Genomic DNA, 17,054 nt, shown 5'->3' on the forward strand with positions numbered 1-17,054 from the left:
TTACTTAAAAATTAATTTTTATAGAAATCATGTATCATCCATGTATTACTAACACCCATAGCACCATTTATAGGAACCGGGCCTGCAGGTAATCCTACACCAATATTAAAAGTATTGCCAATAATAAATCCATTATTAGCTTTTCCCAATGTCGAAGTAAAACCAACTTTAGCTCCAGCAACCGCACCACCACTAATAAATCCTGTCGGAACATCTCCTTCTCCAATATTCGACAACAACATTCTTCTTTTAATATCGCTTATATCTCCAAAATAACGAGCACCTCCTATATTTAAAGTTGCATCAATAGAGTAACCAGCACCTACAGCCTGAGTTGCTGTAATAGCTGGATAAAATGAAGCTTGTGGCCCTCTTGTGACCCATTGAAGTTCAACACTTGAACTTCCACCTACACCTACAACTCCACTAAATCCAACACCAAGAGATAGAAAATCAGGAACAATATTTCTTGTAGCCCAATGATTCCAAACAACTCTTCCTAAGTTTAAATTATCATACCAATTAAAAGTAGGGTAATTAGCCTGTCCATCTGCTAAAATTCCATTACAGTGTATAGGGCCACACCCTACCATAGGAAACAATAACCTATCTAATGGCCTATAATTATAGTTTGGCATATCTAAACTTGCCAGTTGCGTAGCAATTGAATTACTAGCATTTGCGAGCCCTCTATTCATACTCGCCATTCCGCCATTTAAGTCAAGTGGCTGACCATTCACATTCGCAGAAGGCCCAAATCCACTTCCATTATTATAGTTCATCCCTATCCCTGCTGAAGGGATGCCATTCTCTTCAGCCCATCTGGCAAATTGATTTCCCTTATCCCATGCATAATCCCAAGCATTTTTTATGCCTTTAAAAATCCCCCAAGTTTTACCATCGGTATCCACATACATCATAGGGTTGTTACCCATGGCCATATAAGGTGATGCGGCTTGCAAGGCAGGGTCAATAGCACTCCAACGCCCAATCTCGGCATCGTATTGGCGGGCATGGTGATCGTACCAATTCAAACCAAATTCCCCAATAAACTCTTTGCCCGTATAAAGGTAATTATTTTTTGTTTCGCTAGAGAGATCAGTTATGGGTAAACCATAGGGGTAATAGGCTGTGGTTTGCACCACATTCTCTTTCTCGTCCAACACCACTCGGCTATGTCCCAAATGGTCGCTCACCACATAGTGGTAGGTCAGCTTCTTTTTATTGCTTTCCGAAGGGCTCGCGTAGCCCTCTTCGGTAATAATTTTAGAGAGTCTGTCTTTCTGAAAAAGGAATTCTCCTTGATAATCAAGCCAATCAATTTTATTTTCTGCAGGATATCCATCTTTGTCTTTTTCTATAACAATAACTTTACGCTGCAAGAGGCTTCCATCAGCTAAATAGACGTTGATTATTTTACCTTGCCCATGGGCAATAATGGTATCGGGTAGGTTTAAATGGTTGTATCGTATTTCGATATTCTTGTATTCGTCGTATATCATATTCCCATTGTCATCGTAACGATAGGCATAGGTGTTGTTCTTATTTATTTTAGCGATGGGGTGCGATTTCAAAAGATTTTGATTGATAGCTACAGTATCCTTCTCATTAATGAGACCATCTCCATTGCTATCGCTAAACACGGTTTTATCCCCCTTACGGCGCTTCACCCACCAAGCCATCCATGCATCACTTCGGGTATCGCGAGGTCTCACTTTCAAGTTATAATTATAACCGATATCAAGCAAATCGTCCACATCAACAGTTGCATTATTATTGGCATCGCCTGGCCAAACTTCTACCTCTTCGGAATTCAGCCTTTGCAAACTATCGAGCTGATTGCCCTTGTACTTATATGCAAAACTTTGGTAAAGCCCCAAACTGTCGTGACGTGCCAAAGTCTCCATATTGCCATTTATATTGTAACTATAGTTTGCTGTATAAGCATGATCACTTGAGTTAGCAGCTTTCAAGTTTTTATAGTCATCGTAATCGAAACTGTAAGTTAAGCGATCTTCACCTGCGGTTTTCCAAGCCACGGCTGACAGGCTCCCATCGTAATAGGGCGTGTTTTGTGTGCCATCTAAATTGGAATCGAAGGCCAGTTCTAACTCAAAATATTTTTCAGTAGCTGTTTTCACCATTCTATCCAGTTCGTCGTATTCGTATTTGGTTTTTATTTTTCCATTGTGTACACTTTTTCCTGCTAAAGCACCATCTGGTTTGTACTTAAACGAATTAAGAATCACCTTTCTCTCTTTGTTTACCTTATGGCTCATATCGAGCAATTCACCTGTTTTCCCATAGGCATATTCACGCTTTACGATCCATTCTTTGCCTCTGTAATTTTTAGTTAGAACAGAACTGAGCACTTTCCCCTCAAAATCGCAAGTGTTTTTAATTTTATCAATACCACCCGTGTTATTTTGGCTGATTACTTCTATCAGTCTCCCACGCTTGTCGTAATAGTTCACCGACTTAATCCAAATCTCTTCGCCCAGCACTTTGGTTTCGCTACCTGTACTTCGCCCCTTATTTTCCTTAGCATTCTTAAAGCTAGGCGTATTATCCTTGGCAAAGCTGAAATCGTAATTGTCGTAATGCGATTTTTGCAGAGGAATATCAGTATCTGAACCTGTTCCGGTGGCTGAGCGGAGTCGAAGCCCCGTCTCAATAGGGCGCGAAAATTCGTCATACTTCACATAGCTGGTATTGCCTAAAGCATCAGTCTCTGTTATAGGTCTATCTAAGTCGTCGTAAGCCAATACAATAGAACCAGCTCCTGGTATTTTTTTCTTAACCACTCGCCCTCGATCATCGTAATGGAACTGATAAACAAGTTTCTCTTGATTTATATCTCCCTTAGCCTGTGGTGGTAATATGGCTCTTAAATTCCCGTAGTCGTCGTACACATAGTCCGTAATCAAGGCAGTATCGTAATTCGGATCGGTGGTCACATTTCCCTTTACAGCGGCCTTTCGAACCACTTGCCCATCCATATTTTTGTAGCTCACGTTTGTGATACCTTCAAAATAAACCGAGTTTCTAATCAATGCACCTGAACGGAATGTTTTAGCCTTAAATTCATCATCCCCTTGTGCAATGCTGTAGGAAGGAATACCACTTCTGTTCAATCCATATTTATATGTACTGGCATGTGCATTTAAGGCATAATTATCACCAAAACTGCCCTGTTTACTCACTCGATTATATGAATCGTACAAACTTTCAGATTTATATGAGCTTTGGTAGGCAGATTTTAAATAAGTCTTCCATGAGTCTTTATAGCTAGCATTAGTTAGCATGGGCAAAGCTCTATATTGCGTACTTTGTCGTCCTAAACTATCATACTCAAACCCTTTAACCACGCTATATTCTCCAGGTAGTGTCTTCAAGCTTATTTGCTGAATAGGACGTCCTAGGCCATCTTGATATTCGATACTTTTAATTGCTTTTTCAGATTTATTCTTTTCCTGAAACAAAGCCCCTTCTTTTCGGAAAGTATATGAGGATGTATAATTCCTACCTGCAGAAGGCAGACCTTCAGTTATTGATTCAAGAAAACCTCCTACTGTAAAGTTATCGCCAAGTACCATCTCACCAATTCCCAACTTTCTGGTAATAGCGCTCGTTTGCCCCACTTTTCCATATTGATAATCGTAAGCTTTTAAAGCATTTTTATCAAAATCACTGACTAATTTCAAGCGTCCAAAATTATCATACTCATGGTATACTTTTGTACCATTGGCATCTGTTTGGCTAGTTAAATATCCCTCTTGAGAATAAACTGCGGAAGTGATTAAAGCATCATCAAGTTTTTTTCTTAAATCCTCAGCCTTACCATTCTTTATGTCTTCATAACTTGCATTCTTAGCTGCTAACTCGATAAAATTACCTTTATAGCGATAGGCGATTTTTATTCCATCTCGCCCATGAGCTTCAAGAATTCTTCCTTTATTGTCTAGTTTATCGTATGTCAAGGTGGTTTCATATTCACCATTTACCCATGCTTTATTTTGTTCTGGCAATCGAGTTTTATTATTATATACAATTTCGCTTCCCGATACTTGTTTCCCATTTTTTTTAACAACCTGTTTTTGTATCTGATATTTAGGATAAGGTTTAAATTTAAGGTATTTAACACTTGTACTGCCTCCATTATCATCATCATCTGGTTCATCATCTTTATTTGGTGATAAAGATTTTGTGGTAGAAGTTCCTTTGTACTCTGAAAAGATTTTGAAAGTTCTTTCAGTTCTCAATTCATCTCCAGATCTAAAGTTTTCTTCAAGTGTAATTTTAGGAAGCAATGGATGAATATCGGAATATTTCTTGATACTCATTTGCTTACTCAGCCTTTCATGTTTTGATACAAAACTTATCGTCTGTATATAATTTAAGCGTAACGACTCATATTCAATATCATAAGGCACTATATATTCTTCATCACTTGTATCAGTATAAGATTCAGAAACAATAAATGGTGGTGTTTCTGAATCATACTTAGAAATAAGTATTGGTGAATAATCATATATTTCAACACCTAACTCATCTCCATTTGAATTAAACGTTTCTTTTTTTAGCAATATTCCCCTAAGTTGATCTCTTTCAGTAGGTCTCCCAATATCATTTGTTGAAACAGTCTCTAAATTCTTAAAATAATTAATTATCATCCATTGATCTACACTTCTATAATTACTAAAACAACCTGCAAAAAATTCGGCATATAAGATTGTTCCTTTTAATTTTTCAGCATTTTCCTCCCCAACCACTTTCTTCCATTTGTCATTATACTCATCAACTGCTTCATCGTAACCTATACGCCGTAATTCATCAACAACATTTTTCATATTAGAAAAATCATGATCGTAACCATTATAAAAGAGTACCAGTTTTTCAATATACTTTCGTTTAAACGTTGAATTTCGCTTATTAATATTGTCATAATCTGAAGCAGTCGTGAATTCAAATCGATTTTTAATTTTGTTGGCTTTTGTTGTTACGACACCATATCCTTTTACTGCTCCTTGGGTTAAAGAGGCTTCTGATCTACCCCATGGCGTAAGACCGAACTTATTCGCTCCCAATAAATATTTCCTAGAATTATTTCCTAATGGTATCGATGCAGCTTGATAGGTATAATCAATATTCCCAATTTTCTTATCACCATCAAGAGTCGTCGTATGTTTTAAGATTGCACCTTCAAAAGTCGCATCGTAAGCAAACTTCGTAACCGCTCCAGTCGCATTTTGCATAGAAGTTAAAATTCCATTAACTACTGTTGTATCTTTTATATTGATCTTATTCTCATTAAAATCAACCTGAGGTAACTTATACTCTCCTAAATGATGATAAGCTAAGGCTAAAAGCGGATGATAATTTGAATTCTTATCTATGTAGTAATGAGATTTTAGGTTTGGGTAGTTAACGTAAAACCCGAATTGATTTTGCTGTTGAGAATTAATTATAGGTAATTGTTTATATTGGTGATATTTAAAACTAAATAGCTTAATCTCCTCTCTTTGAGTTTTATCAAGCTCATATATTTTATTCAAAAAGTACCGAGTATCCTCTTTTTTATTACTTAGACTATTATCACCAATTAATGATTCCAAAAAACCGCCTGATTTTGATAAATTAGGGTATAATGGCTCTCCTACAGTACTTTTTACAGCATCATAATCGAAACAAATTTGTTTTACAACACTCTTCTTATCTGAGCCATAGATTATCAAATTAGAGATTCTTCTATTATTATTTATATCAGCTTTGGAATACAAAAATTCAACATCTCCATTTTCACAATTAATTCTTGTTAATCTCTTGGGACGTATGATCTTTTTACTGACTTGTTTTGCCGCAAATAATTGAGAAAGGTAATATTCATTTTCTGGGTTATGAAAAGTTTCAATTTGAGTCTTACCGCCACTGAGTTCGAAATAATTAAATGAATTATCTAAAATAACATCTAAAGATTGAGCTTGCTTTTCCACCTTATCAATCTCCTCATCGTAAGTGAAATTTAAAATATCTCTATTAAATGGTGTTAGAATTCTCTTTAAGTACCATGTTGAAGTATAAGCATCCTTATCATCAAGCCATCTTTTTGAAAGTGCAGGTTCCTCAAATTCAAATTTTAAATCAAATAAATAATTTTCAATTTTGTTGTGTCTAGCTTCACTATTTCTACTCTCAATTGTGAATGTTTGCCTTTCTGCATATTGCGAGTTCATACCAAATTCATAACAAACACCTGCAACAGTCGTAATCACAAAGCCATTAATCTCATTATCCTTATAGCTAACTTGTAAATCAATATCAGCATCACAATGTAAAATGGGCCTCATACCATTTTTAGGGATATAAAAACTACCTGATAATCCAGGTGCTGAAAAGAAATATTTATCGGGCTCAGAGTCCCATATCTCATCATCTTTACCTTGACATAGATCAATAACTTTTTGATAACTTTTTTCATTCTTACTATAATCAGTTGGGAAATTCGTATTCCAGTAACCTTTTAGTTTAATCTTTGTCCTCTTTCTTTTATTAGGTTTATTCGCCTTCCATGTTTCTTCATACAGTAGTCCATTAAATTCATCAGGATAGCCTCTCACAATACGTGCTACCGCCCCACCACCTTGCAGGTTCCAAGTCATACCAAGTGGGCCATTTCTGTCGTTTACTTTTACCCCATTCGATTGATAAACCAAACCTATAGGCACAGACATACCTTGTGCGGGTATGGTGACTAGTGGGATGCTCACATTGACTGCACCTGTATATAAGTTGGGAGACGCTGTTGCTGCCCTAACCAATGAAGCCGCATTGGCTGATGGCATAATGGGCATGGAAACTGGTGCAATTCCTCCAGAGCTACTGCCGCCTCCTGCCGATTTGGTTCGGCTTTCTGTTTTTACCTTCGGGATCTTTAAGCTATCCTGATTGACAATGGGAAGTTGAGCCTTTAGATTGAAGCTAAGCAACAAACTAAAGCTTATAAATATGATTTGTCTTATTATTCTAGTCATGGGAACAGGTAATTAGGCATTAACTTTTAATTCAACAAAAGCACTATTTATTTTACTCTCATGATAAAAGCTAAGGCATAATAAGGAGGGCGATTTTCATGTGCTAATCCACCACCAGTATTTCCGACTTTATGAACATGTTCTTCATTCTCACTGATATCAAGTGTATGAGAGTGTGATCCAGCACTTTCGGTACTATTCATATAAAAATTTCCTTTATTTTTTAAAGGGTGATCTGAACCACTCCTACCAGCAAAACTTCTATGATGTTCACTTATTGTTTTCTTTAATTTATGATTATGACTCCCTCCATATTTTGCCGATCCTTTATGAGAATGTTTACCTTCAGAAGATAATGCATGATTATGAGCAGGCATTTCCTCTTCTTTAAGTTTGACCGTATCTTCTCCTCCAATATCATTAACTGTATATGCATTTCCACTCCCTACAACAAAACGGTCGCGCAAATCAGGTGTTTCATTCCCATTATAAATACCACCATCACAAAGTTCCCACCCATCTGGGATAGTTGCTCCAGACCACATAATAATTCCTCCTAGAGGAATTTCTCCAGCTGACCATTCACTCTTTTCTGTTTCACTTACAAACTGATGATCAGTGTCAGTAGAAATCATTGTTGCTGCGTGAGTGTTTGGGTGTGCATATTTATTGGATCCTGCCTCAATACCTGCTAGTTTTGTTTTTAGGCTTAAAGTAAAATCTTGGCTACTTAAACTTTTACCAGCTATTTTGTCAACCTTATTGTTCCAACTTCCTTTTTCAGTATCCGAGACAAAACGATGTGCAGCATCCGTTACAAAATCAGAGTTAGAATGGCTATGTGCTTTTTGGGCATATCGTTCTGTTAGTACAGCACCGTCTTTTTTAATAATTTCTACACCAGCGGCACTCAAGCTTTTTGAAGCGATAACCGTGCTCGTATTAACACCACCTTCCCCAACAAACTGAGCCGAAGCGTTGATGACTTCTTTATCTTCACCAATTTTTATCTGATTGCTGGAAAACTTATCAATACTGACTGTGCCCTTATTAAAATCACCTGATATCAAAACCTTACCATTATTACCAATCAACATTTTGTCACTGCCACCTTCATCAATAGCATGTCCAATAAATAGATTTCCACTTAGTGTATTTGTTTTTCCACTTCCATGACCAATAAATAGATTCCCTTTGCCAGAAATATTACTAAATGCAGTAGAATCTCCAATACCAATATTACGATGGGCTGTCATAGAAGCATAAGCTGCCCGGTAGCCTAAATTGATATTTTGTTTGTTATTAGATCCTTCAGCAGACAAAGCAGCCTCATAACCAATTGCAATATTATTATCTCCAGAATTCTTCCCCATCGCTTTTATACCTATAGCAACAGAACTCTGTTGTTCTCCAAGCTCCATACTGGCAAAACCTAGAGCCAAAGATTCTTTGTTGTTGTTACGCCCACTCATTGAACGACTACCAATAGCCACATTCATTTGACCTACATTATCGGAGCCGCCTTGAATATTCTGTCCTGCTCTTGATCCTACAAAAACATTATGAGAAACATTTGCAGACGATTGTCCTGCTTGAAAACCAATAATCACATTTTCATCACCACCTTCAAACAAATTATACCCTGCCTTATGGCCAATTAAGGTATTCTTAGTACCTAGTATTTTTTTCTGTTTCTCATGCTCTCCCAATATCACATTGCTTTCGTCCGTTCCATTATATTCATAATAACTAGTTTCAAGATCATCGTATATAAATTTATATGGGGGATTAAATTCACCGTAATCGTATAGCTTTTTCCCATCAGCATCTGCATCACCAGTGGGAATTTTCATTCGTACTTTTGTCCATTTCTGATCTACCAGCATGACATTAGACCAGTCATTAAGAATTGTATCAGTAGCATACCATCGATCAACTTTTTCAGGATCGAGTGCACTATAAACTTTACCATCGTACAAAACAAAATCTCCACTTAGTTTGATCCCTCCAAGTTTGGCATGGCTCGACATGGGCAGTTGATAATTATTAGCATTCTTCTCTATCGCCAATAGCTTTGTAACCAGAGAATCAGCGAAATTATTATCACTTCGTGTAGCACCTTCTTCAATATTATTAAGCTTTAATTTTAAAGTCTGTGTAAAATCATGCTCGGTATAATTAAGCGTATCAAGTTTTATTTTCATTTTCACCACAGTATCGTTCAACACATTATGGTTCTCTTCTATAGTTGTCATTCTTATATCCTGATAAAGTTTATCAGCATTTTGTGCGTTGGCCAATGAATCGATCTTTGTAATCACCTTTTTTTCCAAATCCGATATCAAAGACACTAATTTTATCTTATCAGTCTCATGCTTACTACTTATACTTTCTTCAATAACTCTTAAACTTTGTCGTAATGCACCATCAGTATCCTGCAAAGCAATTTCTAAAAGAGATAATTTATTATTAACATCAATTTTGTCTGCATTAAGTTTTTGTTCTAGTGTTTGAAATCTTGAATCTAATCTGAACTGATTCTTCTGTGCCGAATCTGCCAATATCTGATTAAGCAGATCAAGAGTAACTTCAGCGTTTAACGTTCCCGATTCACATTTAAGTCCTTTGCCAACAGAGTAATTGTAGCAAAAATTTATAAGATCATGGAATTCACTCTGTCCAGGTGCATTTCCACTTCTGAAATGACTCTTAAGTAATTCTTTATCATTTTGTGCCTGTGCTGTAAAAGTCAGGAGCATAATAAAACTAATAATGAGGTGAATTTTTCTGGTCATATCTTTTATCTCTTGGGTTATAATTCGAAACTGTAGGTTTATTGTGTGGTGATCTTAATTCTTAATAATCTTAAGAACGTCTTTTTCCCACTTATCATAGGTTATTGTTATTAAATACACACCTTCCTTAAATGATGATAGGTCAACTTCAATAATATTATCGTATTCACGAGTTTTTGCTGACACCATAACACCTTTCATATCATGAACTAATACTTGTTCTACAGAATTGATAAAGTCAAAAGGTGTATTTATCCAAACTTTTCCTTTAGTAGGATTAGGGCTTGCAGTTAAAGTCCTACTCTCTCTTAGAGCCTCACAATCAATATCAATAGAAAAATCAAATGGTTCTATTTCCAAAGCAGCTTGCTTTGAATCTTGCGCCTTTAGATTTGCTGCTGAAAAATAGATTTGATAGTTACAATCGTTCTCGACCAATTTTTGAGAAACTTCTGGTCTAATTCTAAAGTTGAACATTAAAGGAAGCGTACTCATATTTAATGTTTTCTCTCTTCCTTTCAAAACAATAGAATACAGAGCGTAATTGGAGTCGACTCTTTGCATTTCCATATATTCTGAAGGGTGTAGTCCCAATAAGTGAGAGTTTGCTTTTATATGCAATGAATCAGCATAAATCGCAGTTGGATCAAAGCCAATATTAAAAGTAATCCCCTGTAGACCATCCAAGAATTCATTAGAGTCAATACCAAAATCAGCATAAAAATTAACATTGGAAGTTCCACTGGTAAATACAATGTTGCTATCGTGTAAATCTGCATTTATTGTTTGTGAATAGCTAGGTAGCGAAATAAAAAACAGCATTAGTGTCACACTTATTCTAGAGAGCTTCATTATAAACATATTAGGATTAAGTTGGTTTCATTCAAAATTAAACAATCAACATATTAATTATTCTTCTGAGACTACAAGCTAGAAAATAATAATCGAACAATCAAATATTTCTAATAAACAAAAAACAAAAACAGAAAAACACAAAACTCTATATGTAAGCAAAATACAACAGCGGAATAGTGCAAAATTCAATTATTTAAAAACCAAAACAGTCATTACACCTCTTATAAAAAACACGTTTTACATATCCATTTTTCATTTGATCCACTTAAACAGATAATCAAAAACAAAACTCCTAATACTAAATATTTTATTAGTCACACTTATGGCATATGAAGAAATAATAGTCAGTAGATTCTTTTATAAAAATATTATACACGATAGAATATGAAGCAATGGCTTTATAGATTATGCAAACTAATCCATATAAATAAACTAACTGAGGTTGATGGTAAAAAATTGACTTTCGAAATTGAAGCTACTGACGAAGATGGACCAATTTGTTCATCACTACACAAGCGTTACGTGATCGACCCAATTAAATTTATGGCGAGAGCTTAATAGGCTTTTAAACTGTTGGACTTTTAGACTGTTGAACAAAACTATAAATGCCCCATTCGGATATATTCTGAATGGGCTTTTTTTATGGCATGTTTTCTATTGATACCAGTTCCCCTTTAATCCCCCAAAGCCCCCCAAGGAGAATAACCAGAGGTGCTTGGGACAATCTCACTTAGGATCAGTTACAAAAATTGGGTCTAAGTGTACTAAGTATATTTTGGATTATATTTAGAATTTTCGCTCTATCCGCCTAAGGCGGATCTTACTTTTTTATTCACTCATTATAAAACGGGTGTTCATGAACTCGCTTCGCTCGTTTCTTAGATAAAAAATAAGCTACCCCGAAGGGCTTATGAGCACCTTTATATTTTAGTTCGCGAATCAAAAATCAAGTCAGCCTGATCCTTCTGTGACACGCCTCACGGCAGGCTGACAAAGCCCGCCCAAAACATTTTGATAAAATATGATTAAGATTGTGAGATTTATTTTTATTCCTGGCCTCGGCAGCGTAAGTGGGGCCCCATAGGTGAAAAAGGCGTTAAAAACAGAATGCTGTCTTTGTGAGGTACGAACGAGTTCAGTCTGTTTAGCCTTTGAGCCGTGATGGGTCACTGAGTGCCGGAGCCATTGATTTTTGTTACTTTTCATCAAGGAAAAGTAAATAAACAGAAAAAATGATTTGTATTATGGATTTGATTTTGCTGTGAAACCAATTTTGTTTACTCTAATTCTCAAAGAATTGACTTTCGAAATTGAGGCTACTGATGAAGATGGACCAATTGGTTCATCACTACACAAACGTTACGTGATCGACCCAATTAAATTTATGGCGAGAGCTTAGACTGTTAGACTGTTAGACTGTTAGACTGTTAGACTGTTAGACTGTTAGACGAAAAATAAAGTAATTGCCCATTCGGAGATCATCTGAATGGGCTTTTTTTTTTAAGCTAAAGATAAAAGCAAACTAGGTAGATCTAGATAAATACCACCTAAACCCCCTTCACAATAGCTCCATTATTCTCGAATAGAAATATATCATTTCTTGGCTCAATATTATTTTATCCCATTATCGAGATAACGCCTTCTTTTAAATGTGATTTTATGTGTTAAAAAGATGACAGGTTTTCCAGTATGAATCTTAGCATAGATTTAATACTTTAGTGTGAATTTAATTGATGTTTTATAAATAATATTTACTCCCCAAAGGACGAATAAATAGAATATGCTAATAGATAGAGATAAATACATTTTAGATTTGAAAAATAAATTTGAATCCTATTCATTTATTAGTGATAAGTCATGGAATCTATTGAGATCAATTATCAAATTCAAGACTCTAGAAAAGAATGAAATATTGCTTAATAATGGGATCTATTCTAAAAACATCTATTTCATATGTAAAGGCGTACTTAGAGCCTATTTTACAAACCCTTTGGGAGATATTTACACAAAAAATATATTCCTTGAAAATGACATTGCAGGTTCAATTGTTTCCTCAATGCTCGAAAAACCCTCTGAGTTTACGCTTGAAGCTCTAGAGCATACGATTCTAATTTCATTGGATTACAAGTCTTACCGAAAATTAATTAATCAGGAGAATGATTTAAAGGAGTTTTATATCGCATACTTAGAAAAAAACTGGGTCATTGATAAAGAGAAAAAGGAAGTTTCATTAATCCTTGAGAATGCCACTGAAAGATATATCAAGTTGCGTCTCGCTCATCCCAATATTGACACTAGAATTGCACAACAACATATTGCTTCACATTTAGGAATTACCCCAACCCAATTGAGCCGAATAAGAAAAAAAATAAAGGAATAAATCAACATATGTAAATGTGGATAAGAATTTTTGATGCTTCATTTGCAGAATGAATAAATTATTGCTCTCATTATTAGCATTCACAGGTGGAATTGCTTTAGCTGCACAAAGTGGCTTAAATTCACAGTTAGGAATGGCCTTAAAAAACCCATTACTAGCATCTATTATTGCATTTTTTTCAAGTATAATCTTTGCAATTGTTTTTGTTCTTTTAAGTACTAAAACTTTTCCTACAATAGATCAAATCAAAGGAATACCAATTTACCTATGGTTTACAGGTGGATTTTTAAGTATGGTAGGTATTGGTCTGTATTTGTATACTATACCTAAACTTGGGATATCAACAATGATTTCAATTGGCCTTTGTGGACAATTGATATTTGCGGCGATAGCTGGTCATTTGGGATGGATGAATTTACCAATGGAACCATTAACATTAAAAAAATATATAGGGATTTTAGCAATGATATCGGGTATGTTAATAACTAATTTGAAGTAAAATATGAACGAAAAGATAATAAATAACCTATACGAATTATGGGAGCAAATTGGTGATTTGACCAACAAACTAAGGAAGACAGAGAATTATTCCACAGTTTCAATGGATGATTCTGATTGGCCAAATCGAATCTTTAATTTGAAGAACAAGGCAGGAGTTCTTGATGAAGTACTTCAGCTGAGTCAGGAGGGAAAATTACCTGAAATTATAACAATAGAAAATCCCAATGATTTAAGAAGTAATCCCAATTTCGAATTTGTATTCGGACAAAGAAACATGGCTCTAGATTTAAAGTCAATAACAAAGAGACTATCTCCAAATCCCAGTATTAAACGAGTAGAAACAGAAAAAGATTCGATTGATTTTGCGAAAACTGCGTCGGAATCATTTGGGTATAAAGTTGACTTCAATCTGATTTATAAAATAGTTAATGAATCAGAAACAATTCGATTATTCATCTATCAAGAAAACAATGAGAGTTTAGGCTGTGGCATCATATTCTTTGATTCTAATAATAATGCTGGATTGCACATGATAGGGACGCTTCCCAATGGGAGAGGAAAAGGAATAGGAAAAAGTATGACTGAAAGATTATTAATTGAAGCAAAAGAAAATAATATGAATTTTTGTGTTCTTCATGCTTCATTAATGGGAGAACCGATTTATAGAAAATTGGATTTTGAACCTTATGGCGAAATTGAAACTTATAAAATACTTAGGAAGAAGAACAACTAAAGCTAATACTGAACTAAAATTTTTAGCGGAAAGTGTTAATTTAAAGATCAGATAATTTGATAAACTTTATAACGGCTTGATAAGGTATCGCGTTGAAACGTCAAACGTTTCATATATATGACCGTTGATTTTAATAATTTATCAGAACTTTGGACGATGCGAATCTAAAGCATGAATTTACGATTGAAAAGCTGAAAGATGAAATGAGTAAGCTAAAAGGGAAATATGCTAAGGAGATTGCTGAGGTCAGGACTAACACAACAAAAGAAACCGTTACAGCAATCACACAAATGCCCGCTATCCAAACCATATTATGAGCTTTTGCAAACAATCTATTTCCTAAGACTGCAAATAGTCTTGGCGGTATGGCAAATCAATACAATATTCAGGAAAAACAGATTATTGGTGCCATTAGAAAAATGAAACCCGATGCAAAAGAGAATTTGGTGCAAATACTCTATGTTCTCTTTACAAAGTCTCATGATGAGCAAGTAGAAATATTCAGCACCTTACAAGGCTGCATTAAGTAATCCAAGCAAAGCGAAGATGTGTAATTTCAGCTTTATTTATCAAGCCAACTGATATTTTAGACTTCGGCCAATTAAGACCTGAGTCACTAAAATATTGATTGGCTTTTTATATCCTCCTAAACGGATAAGCTATCTAGTTAATATCGGGATGAAAACTAGATTAGATCTAGATAAACATCCCTTAAATCCCCTTTATGATAGCTATATTCGTAGGTTTAACTCTCTGTAAGGTCTTATTTTACTAGAAAAACGGAAATTTTCACCAAATAGACTTGCCTTGCTATCAAAAGATCGTTTAAGTAGGATAAATAATCGAGATAGAAGCAGGATAAATGATCTAGTTAGAAACTAGGTAAGATCTGGATAAATACCCCTTAAGACCCCTTTTTAATAGCTTTATTATAAGATCTTGTTTCCTGTATGCACCTATTAATCTACTATTATTCCCTTTTTCCCCGAATAGAAATACACCGTTTCTCAGCTCAATATTCAGTTCATCCCATTATCGATATAGCGACCTCTTTAAAGTGGAATTTATCTGTATAAGAATCTTGTCCGATTTGACAGTATGAATCATAGATGAAATTTGATAGCTTTACTCAAGTCTTGTGCATTTCAGTATATAAGATAAAAACTAAAAGGTGACTATACACACCCAAATTAGCTGTGTATAGTCACCTTTTCAAAAGATATAAAAGAAATAATATCAATATTGATGTTACACATACGTTGTATGTAATTTCCGATATTGTGAGAAACAAAATTGAAATAATTAAATAAGTTGATTTATGAAAACAGAGAAACAAAAAATGCTATCTGGAGAATTATATAATGCTTCTGATATAAAATTGACTGAAGAAAGATTAAATACGAGATTATTATTAAAGAACTTTAATGACCTCGCAGAAGACCAAGAAGGAAAAAAGAATCAACTTTTAAGAGAATTAATTCCGAATAAAGGGGAAAACTTGTTTATACAAACACCTTTTTATTGTGATTATGGAGCTAATATTGAGGTCGGAGAAGATGTTTATTTCAATTTTAATTGCGTTGTTCTTGATGTAATGAAAGTTTCTATAGGTTCAAGAACTTTAATTGGTCCTAATGTTCAAATATATACAGCGACACATCCTATGAATTATAAAGAGCGTGCTTCTGGACTTGAATTTGCTAAAGCTATAAATATTGGAGAAGATGTATGGCTTGGAGGTAGTGTAATAATTTGCCCAGGAGTTACAATTGGAGATAGAACTATTATAGGAGCAGGAAGTGTAGTTAATAAAGATATACCTTCAGATGTTTTTGCAGTTGGTAATCCTTGTAAAGTTTTACGAAAATTAGAACAGTAGATTAAACTACATACAACACCGTAAAAATTAATTGCTAAGTTTTAGCACACTTACGAAAATTCTTACGGATTTTCTAGGTCAGTAATTATTAATATATTAGTTGCTTAAACAACGCAACTAACCTTGTACAAAAACGTTGTAGCACATAGGTCAACACTAAATATTCTCAATATGTTCAAGTTTACAAAAAAAAACTTTATATATTTCAATTAGTTGGTAGGAATTTAGCATCTTGAACTGTTATATTACTTTAACACTAAATTTATTTATATGAAATTCTTTAAAGTAACATTACTTATCCTAACAATTTTTTCAATTAATCTTTTATTAACTAGCTGCGATAGTGATGATGATGCCTTTGCTAATATCACTTTGAACGAAGGTAATACTGGTGATATTGGTGGTGATTTTACTGGAAATGGAGGAGATAATTCCCAAACCTTCAATTGGCAAAATTCCCTTTCTACGGCCGAATACAATGCAGACATTACTTCCTCTGCAAATGGAATATTTCAAATGATTGTAAAAGATTCTGAAGGCACTACCGTTTTAGACAGGTCTTTGAATGGAAGTGTCGAACCTGATTCGTACTCAGGAGTAACCTCTGAGGGCGTTTCAGGTGCTTGGACTGTAACTATAAATCTTACTGATTTTAATGGAGATGGTAGCTTCTCATTAAGTGAAGGAAATTAATTTTGAATACATTTTAATGAGCCTTTTAATAATTAATTGAGAGGTTCATTAAAAACATAGTTAACGTGCCACAACACCGTATATAATTTATTGCTAGTTCTAGCCTACATACGAAAAACCTCTCGGATTTTATTTGCTAAATTAGGTACTTAACCACGCAACAAACCATATACAAATACGGTAACCC

The 17,054-nt window shown here is 34.7% G+C and carries 12 protein-coding genes; 9 read left to right on the plus strand and 3 right to left on the minus strand.

Annotated elements, in window-relative coordinates:
- Positions 1-11: 11 nt before the first annotated feature.
- From ACXR6G_RS07325 to ACXR6G_RS07335, 3 genes are read right to left on the minus strand one after another with little or no spacing between them, the layout of a single operon-like run.
- Positions 12-7,031, minus strand: coding sequence for a DUF6443 domain-containing protein (locus ACXR6G_RS07325; protein WP_458360762.1), 7,020 nt, complete (start codon positions 7,029-7,031; stop codon positions 12-14).
- 47 nt (positions 7,032-7,078) lie between these two features.
- A complete protein-coding gene (locus tag ACXR6G_RS07330) occupies positions 7,079-9,826 on the minus strand; it encodes a tail fiber protein (RefSeq protein WP_458360763.1) in 2,748 nt (915 codons plus the stop codon).
- 54 nt (positions 9,827-9,880) lie between these two features.
- Positions 9,881-10,678, minus strand: a complete 798-nt coding sequence (locus ACXR6G_RS07335; protein ID WP_458360764.1) for a T9SS type A sorting domain-containing protein — start codon at positions 10,676-10,678, stop codon at positions 9,881-9,883.
- Positions 10,679-11,065: 387 nt separating this feature from the next.
- Between ACXR6G_RS07335 and ACXR6G_RS07340 the strand changes: the two genes are divergently transcribed.
- The 9 genes from ACXR6G_RS07340 (at position 11,066) to ACXR6G_RS07380 (ending at position 16,867) form a co-directional block, all read left to right on the plus strand.
- The gene (locus ACXR6G_RS07340; protein ID WP_458360765.1) at positions 11,066-11,239 is read left to right on the plus strand and encodes a thioesterase family protein; all 174 of its coding nucleotides are present in this window, start codon (positions 11,066-11,068) and stop codon (positions 11,237-11,239) included.
- Between the two features lie 703 nt (positions 11,240-11,942).
- Positions 11,943-12,080, plus strand: a complete 138-nt coding sequence (locus tag ACXR6G_RS07345) for a hypothetical protein (protein WP_458360766.1) — start codon at positions 11,943-11,945, stop codon at positions 12,078-12,080.
- Between the two features lie 381 nt (positions 12,081-12,461).
- Positions 12,462-13,061 (plus strand): Crp/Fnr family transcriptional regulator, encoded by a 600-nt coding sequence (locus tag ACXR6G_RS07350; RefSeq protein ID WP_458360767.1) that lies wholly within the window; start codon positions 12,462-12,464, stop codon positions 13,059-13,061.
- Positions 13,062-13,110: 49 nt separating this feature from the next.
- Positions 13,111-13,560 carry a DMT family transporter gene (locus tag ACXR6G_RS07355; protein ID WP_458360768.1) on the plus strand — a complete coding sequence of 150 codons (450 nt, stop codon included), beginning with the start codon at positions 13,111-13,113 and terminating at the stop codon, positions 13,558-13,560.
- A 3-nt stretch (positions 13,561-13,563) separates the two neighbouring features.
- A complete protein-coding gene (locus tag ACXR6G_RS07360) occupies positions 13,564-14,295 on the plus strand; it encodes a GNAT family N-acetyltransferase (protein ID WP_458360769.1) in 732 nt (243 codons plus the stop codon).
- Between the two features lie 149 nt (positions 14,296-14,444).
- On the plus strand, positions 14,445-14,612 hold the full coding sequence (locus ACXR6G_RS07365; protein WP_458360770.1) for a hypothetical protein: 168 nt from the start codon (positions 14,445-14,447) through the stop codon (positions 14,610-14,612).
- A gap of 48 nt (positions 14,613-14,660) precedes the next feature.
- Positions 14,661-14,825 carry a hypothetical protein gene (locus tag ACXR6G_RS07370; protein ID WP_458360771.1) on the plus strand — a complete coding sequence of 55 codons (165 nt, stop codon included), beginning with the start codon at positions 14,661-14,663 and terminating at the stop codon, positions 14,823-14,825.
- A 788-nt stretch (positions 14,826-15,613) separates the two neighbouring features.
- Positions 15,614-16,174 carry a sugar O-acetyltransferase gene (locus tag ACXR6G_RS07375; protein ID WP_458360772.1) on the plus strand — a complete coding sequence of 187 codons (561 nt, stop codon included), beginning with the start codon at positions 15,614-15,616 and terminating at the stop codon, positions 16,172-16,174.
- Positions 16,175-16,444: 270 nt separating this feature from the next.
- Complete coding sequence (locus ACXR6G_RS07380) at positions 16,445-16,867, plus strand: hypothetical protein (protein WP_458360773.1); 423 nt, start codon at positions 16,445-16,447, stop codon at positions 16,865-16,867.
- The last annotated feature ends 187 nt before the right edge of the window (positions 16,868-17,054 follow it).

The sequence above is a fragment of the Ancylomarina sp. YFZ004 genome (genome assembly GCF_054254355.1).

Coding starts and splice junctions, on each gene's coding strand:
- ACXR6G_RS07375 (WP_458360772.1), top strand. CDS start 15,614: ATGAAAACAGAGAAACAAAAAATGCTATCTGGAGAATTATATAATGCT.
- ACXR6G_RS07350 (WP_458360767.1), top strand. CDS start 12,462: ATGCTAATAGATAGAGATAAATACATTTTAGATTTGAAAAATAAATTT.
- ACXR6G_RS07370 (WP_458360771.1), top strand. CDS start 14,661: ATGGCAAATCAATACAATATTCAGGAAAAACAGATTATTGGTGCCATT.
- ACXR6G_RS07330 (WP_458360763.1), bottom strand. CDS start 9,826: ATGACCAGAAAAATTCACCTCATTATTAGTTTTATTATGCTCCTGACT.
- ACXR6G_RS07360 (WP_458360769.1), top strand. CDS start 13,564: ATGAACGAAAAGATAATAAATAACCTATACGAATTATGGGAGCAAATT.
- ACXR6G_RS07335 (WP_458360764.1), bottom strand. CDS start 10,678: ATGAAGCTCTCTAGAATAAGTGTGACACTAATGCTGTTTTTTATTTCG.
- ACXR6G_RS07340 (WP_458360765.1), top strand. CDS start 11,066: ATGAAGCAATGGCTTTATAGATTATGCAAACTAATCCATATAAATAAA.
- ACXR6G_RS07325 (WP_458360762.1), bottom strand. CDS start 7,031: ATGACTAGAATAATAAGACAAATCATATTTATAAGCTTTAGTTTGTTG.
- ACXR6G_RS07355 (WP_458360768.1), top strand. CDS start 13,111: ATGAATAAATTATTGCTCTCATTATTAGCATTCACAGGTGGAATTGCT.
- ACXR6G_RS07380 (WP_458360773.1), top strand. CDS start 16,445: ATGAAATTCTTTAAAGTAACATTACTTATCCTAACAATTTTTTCAATT.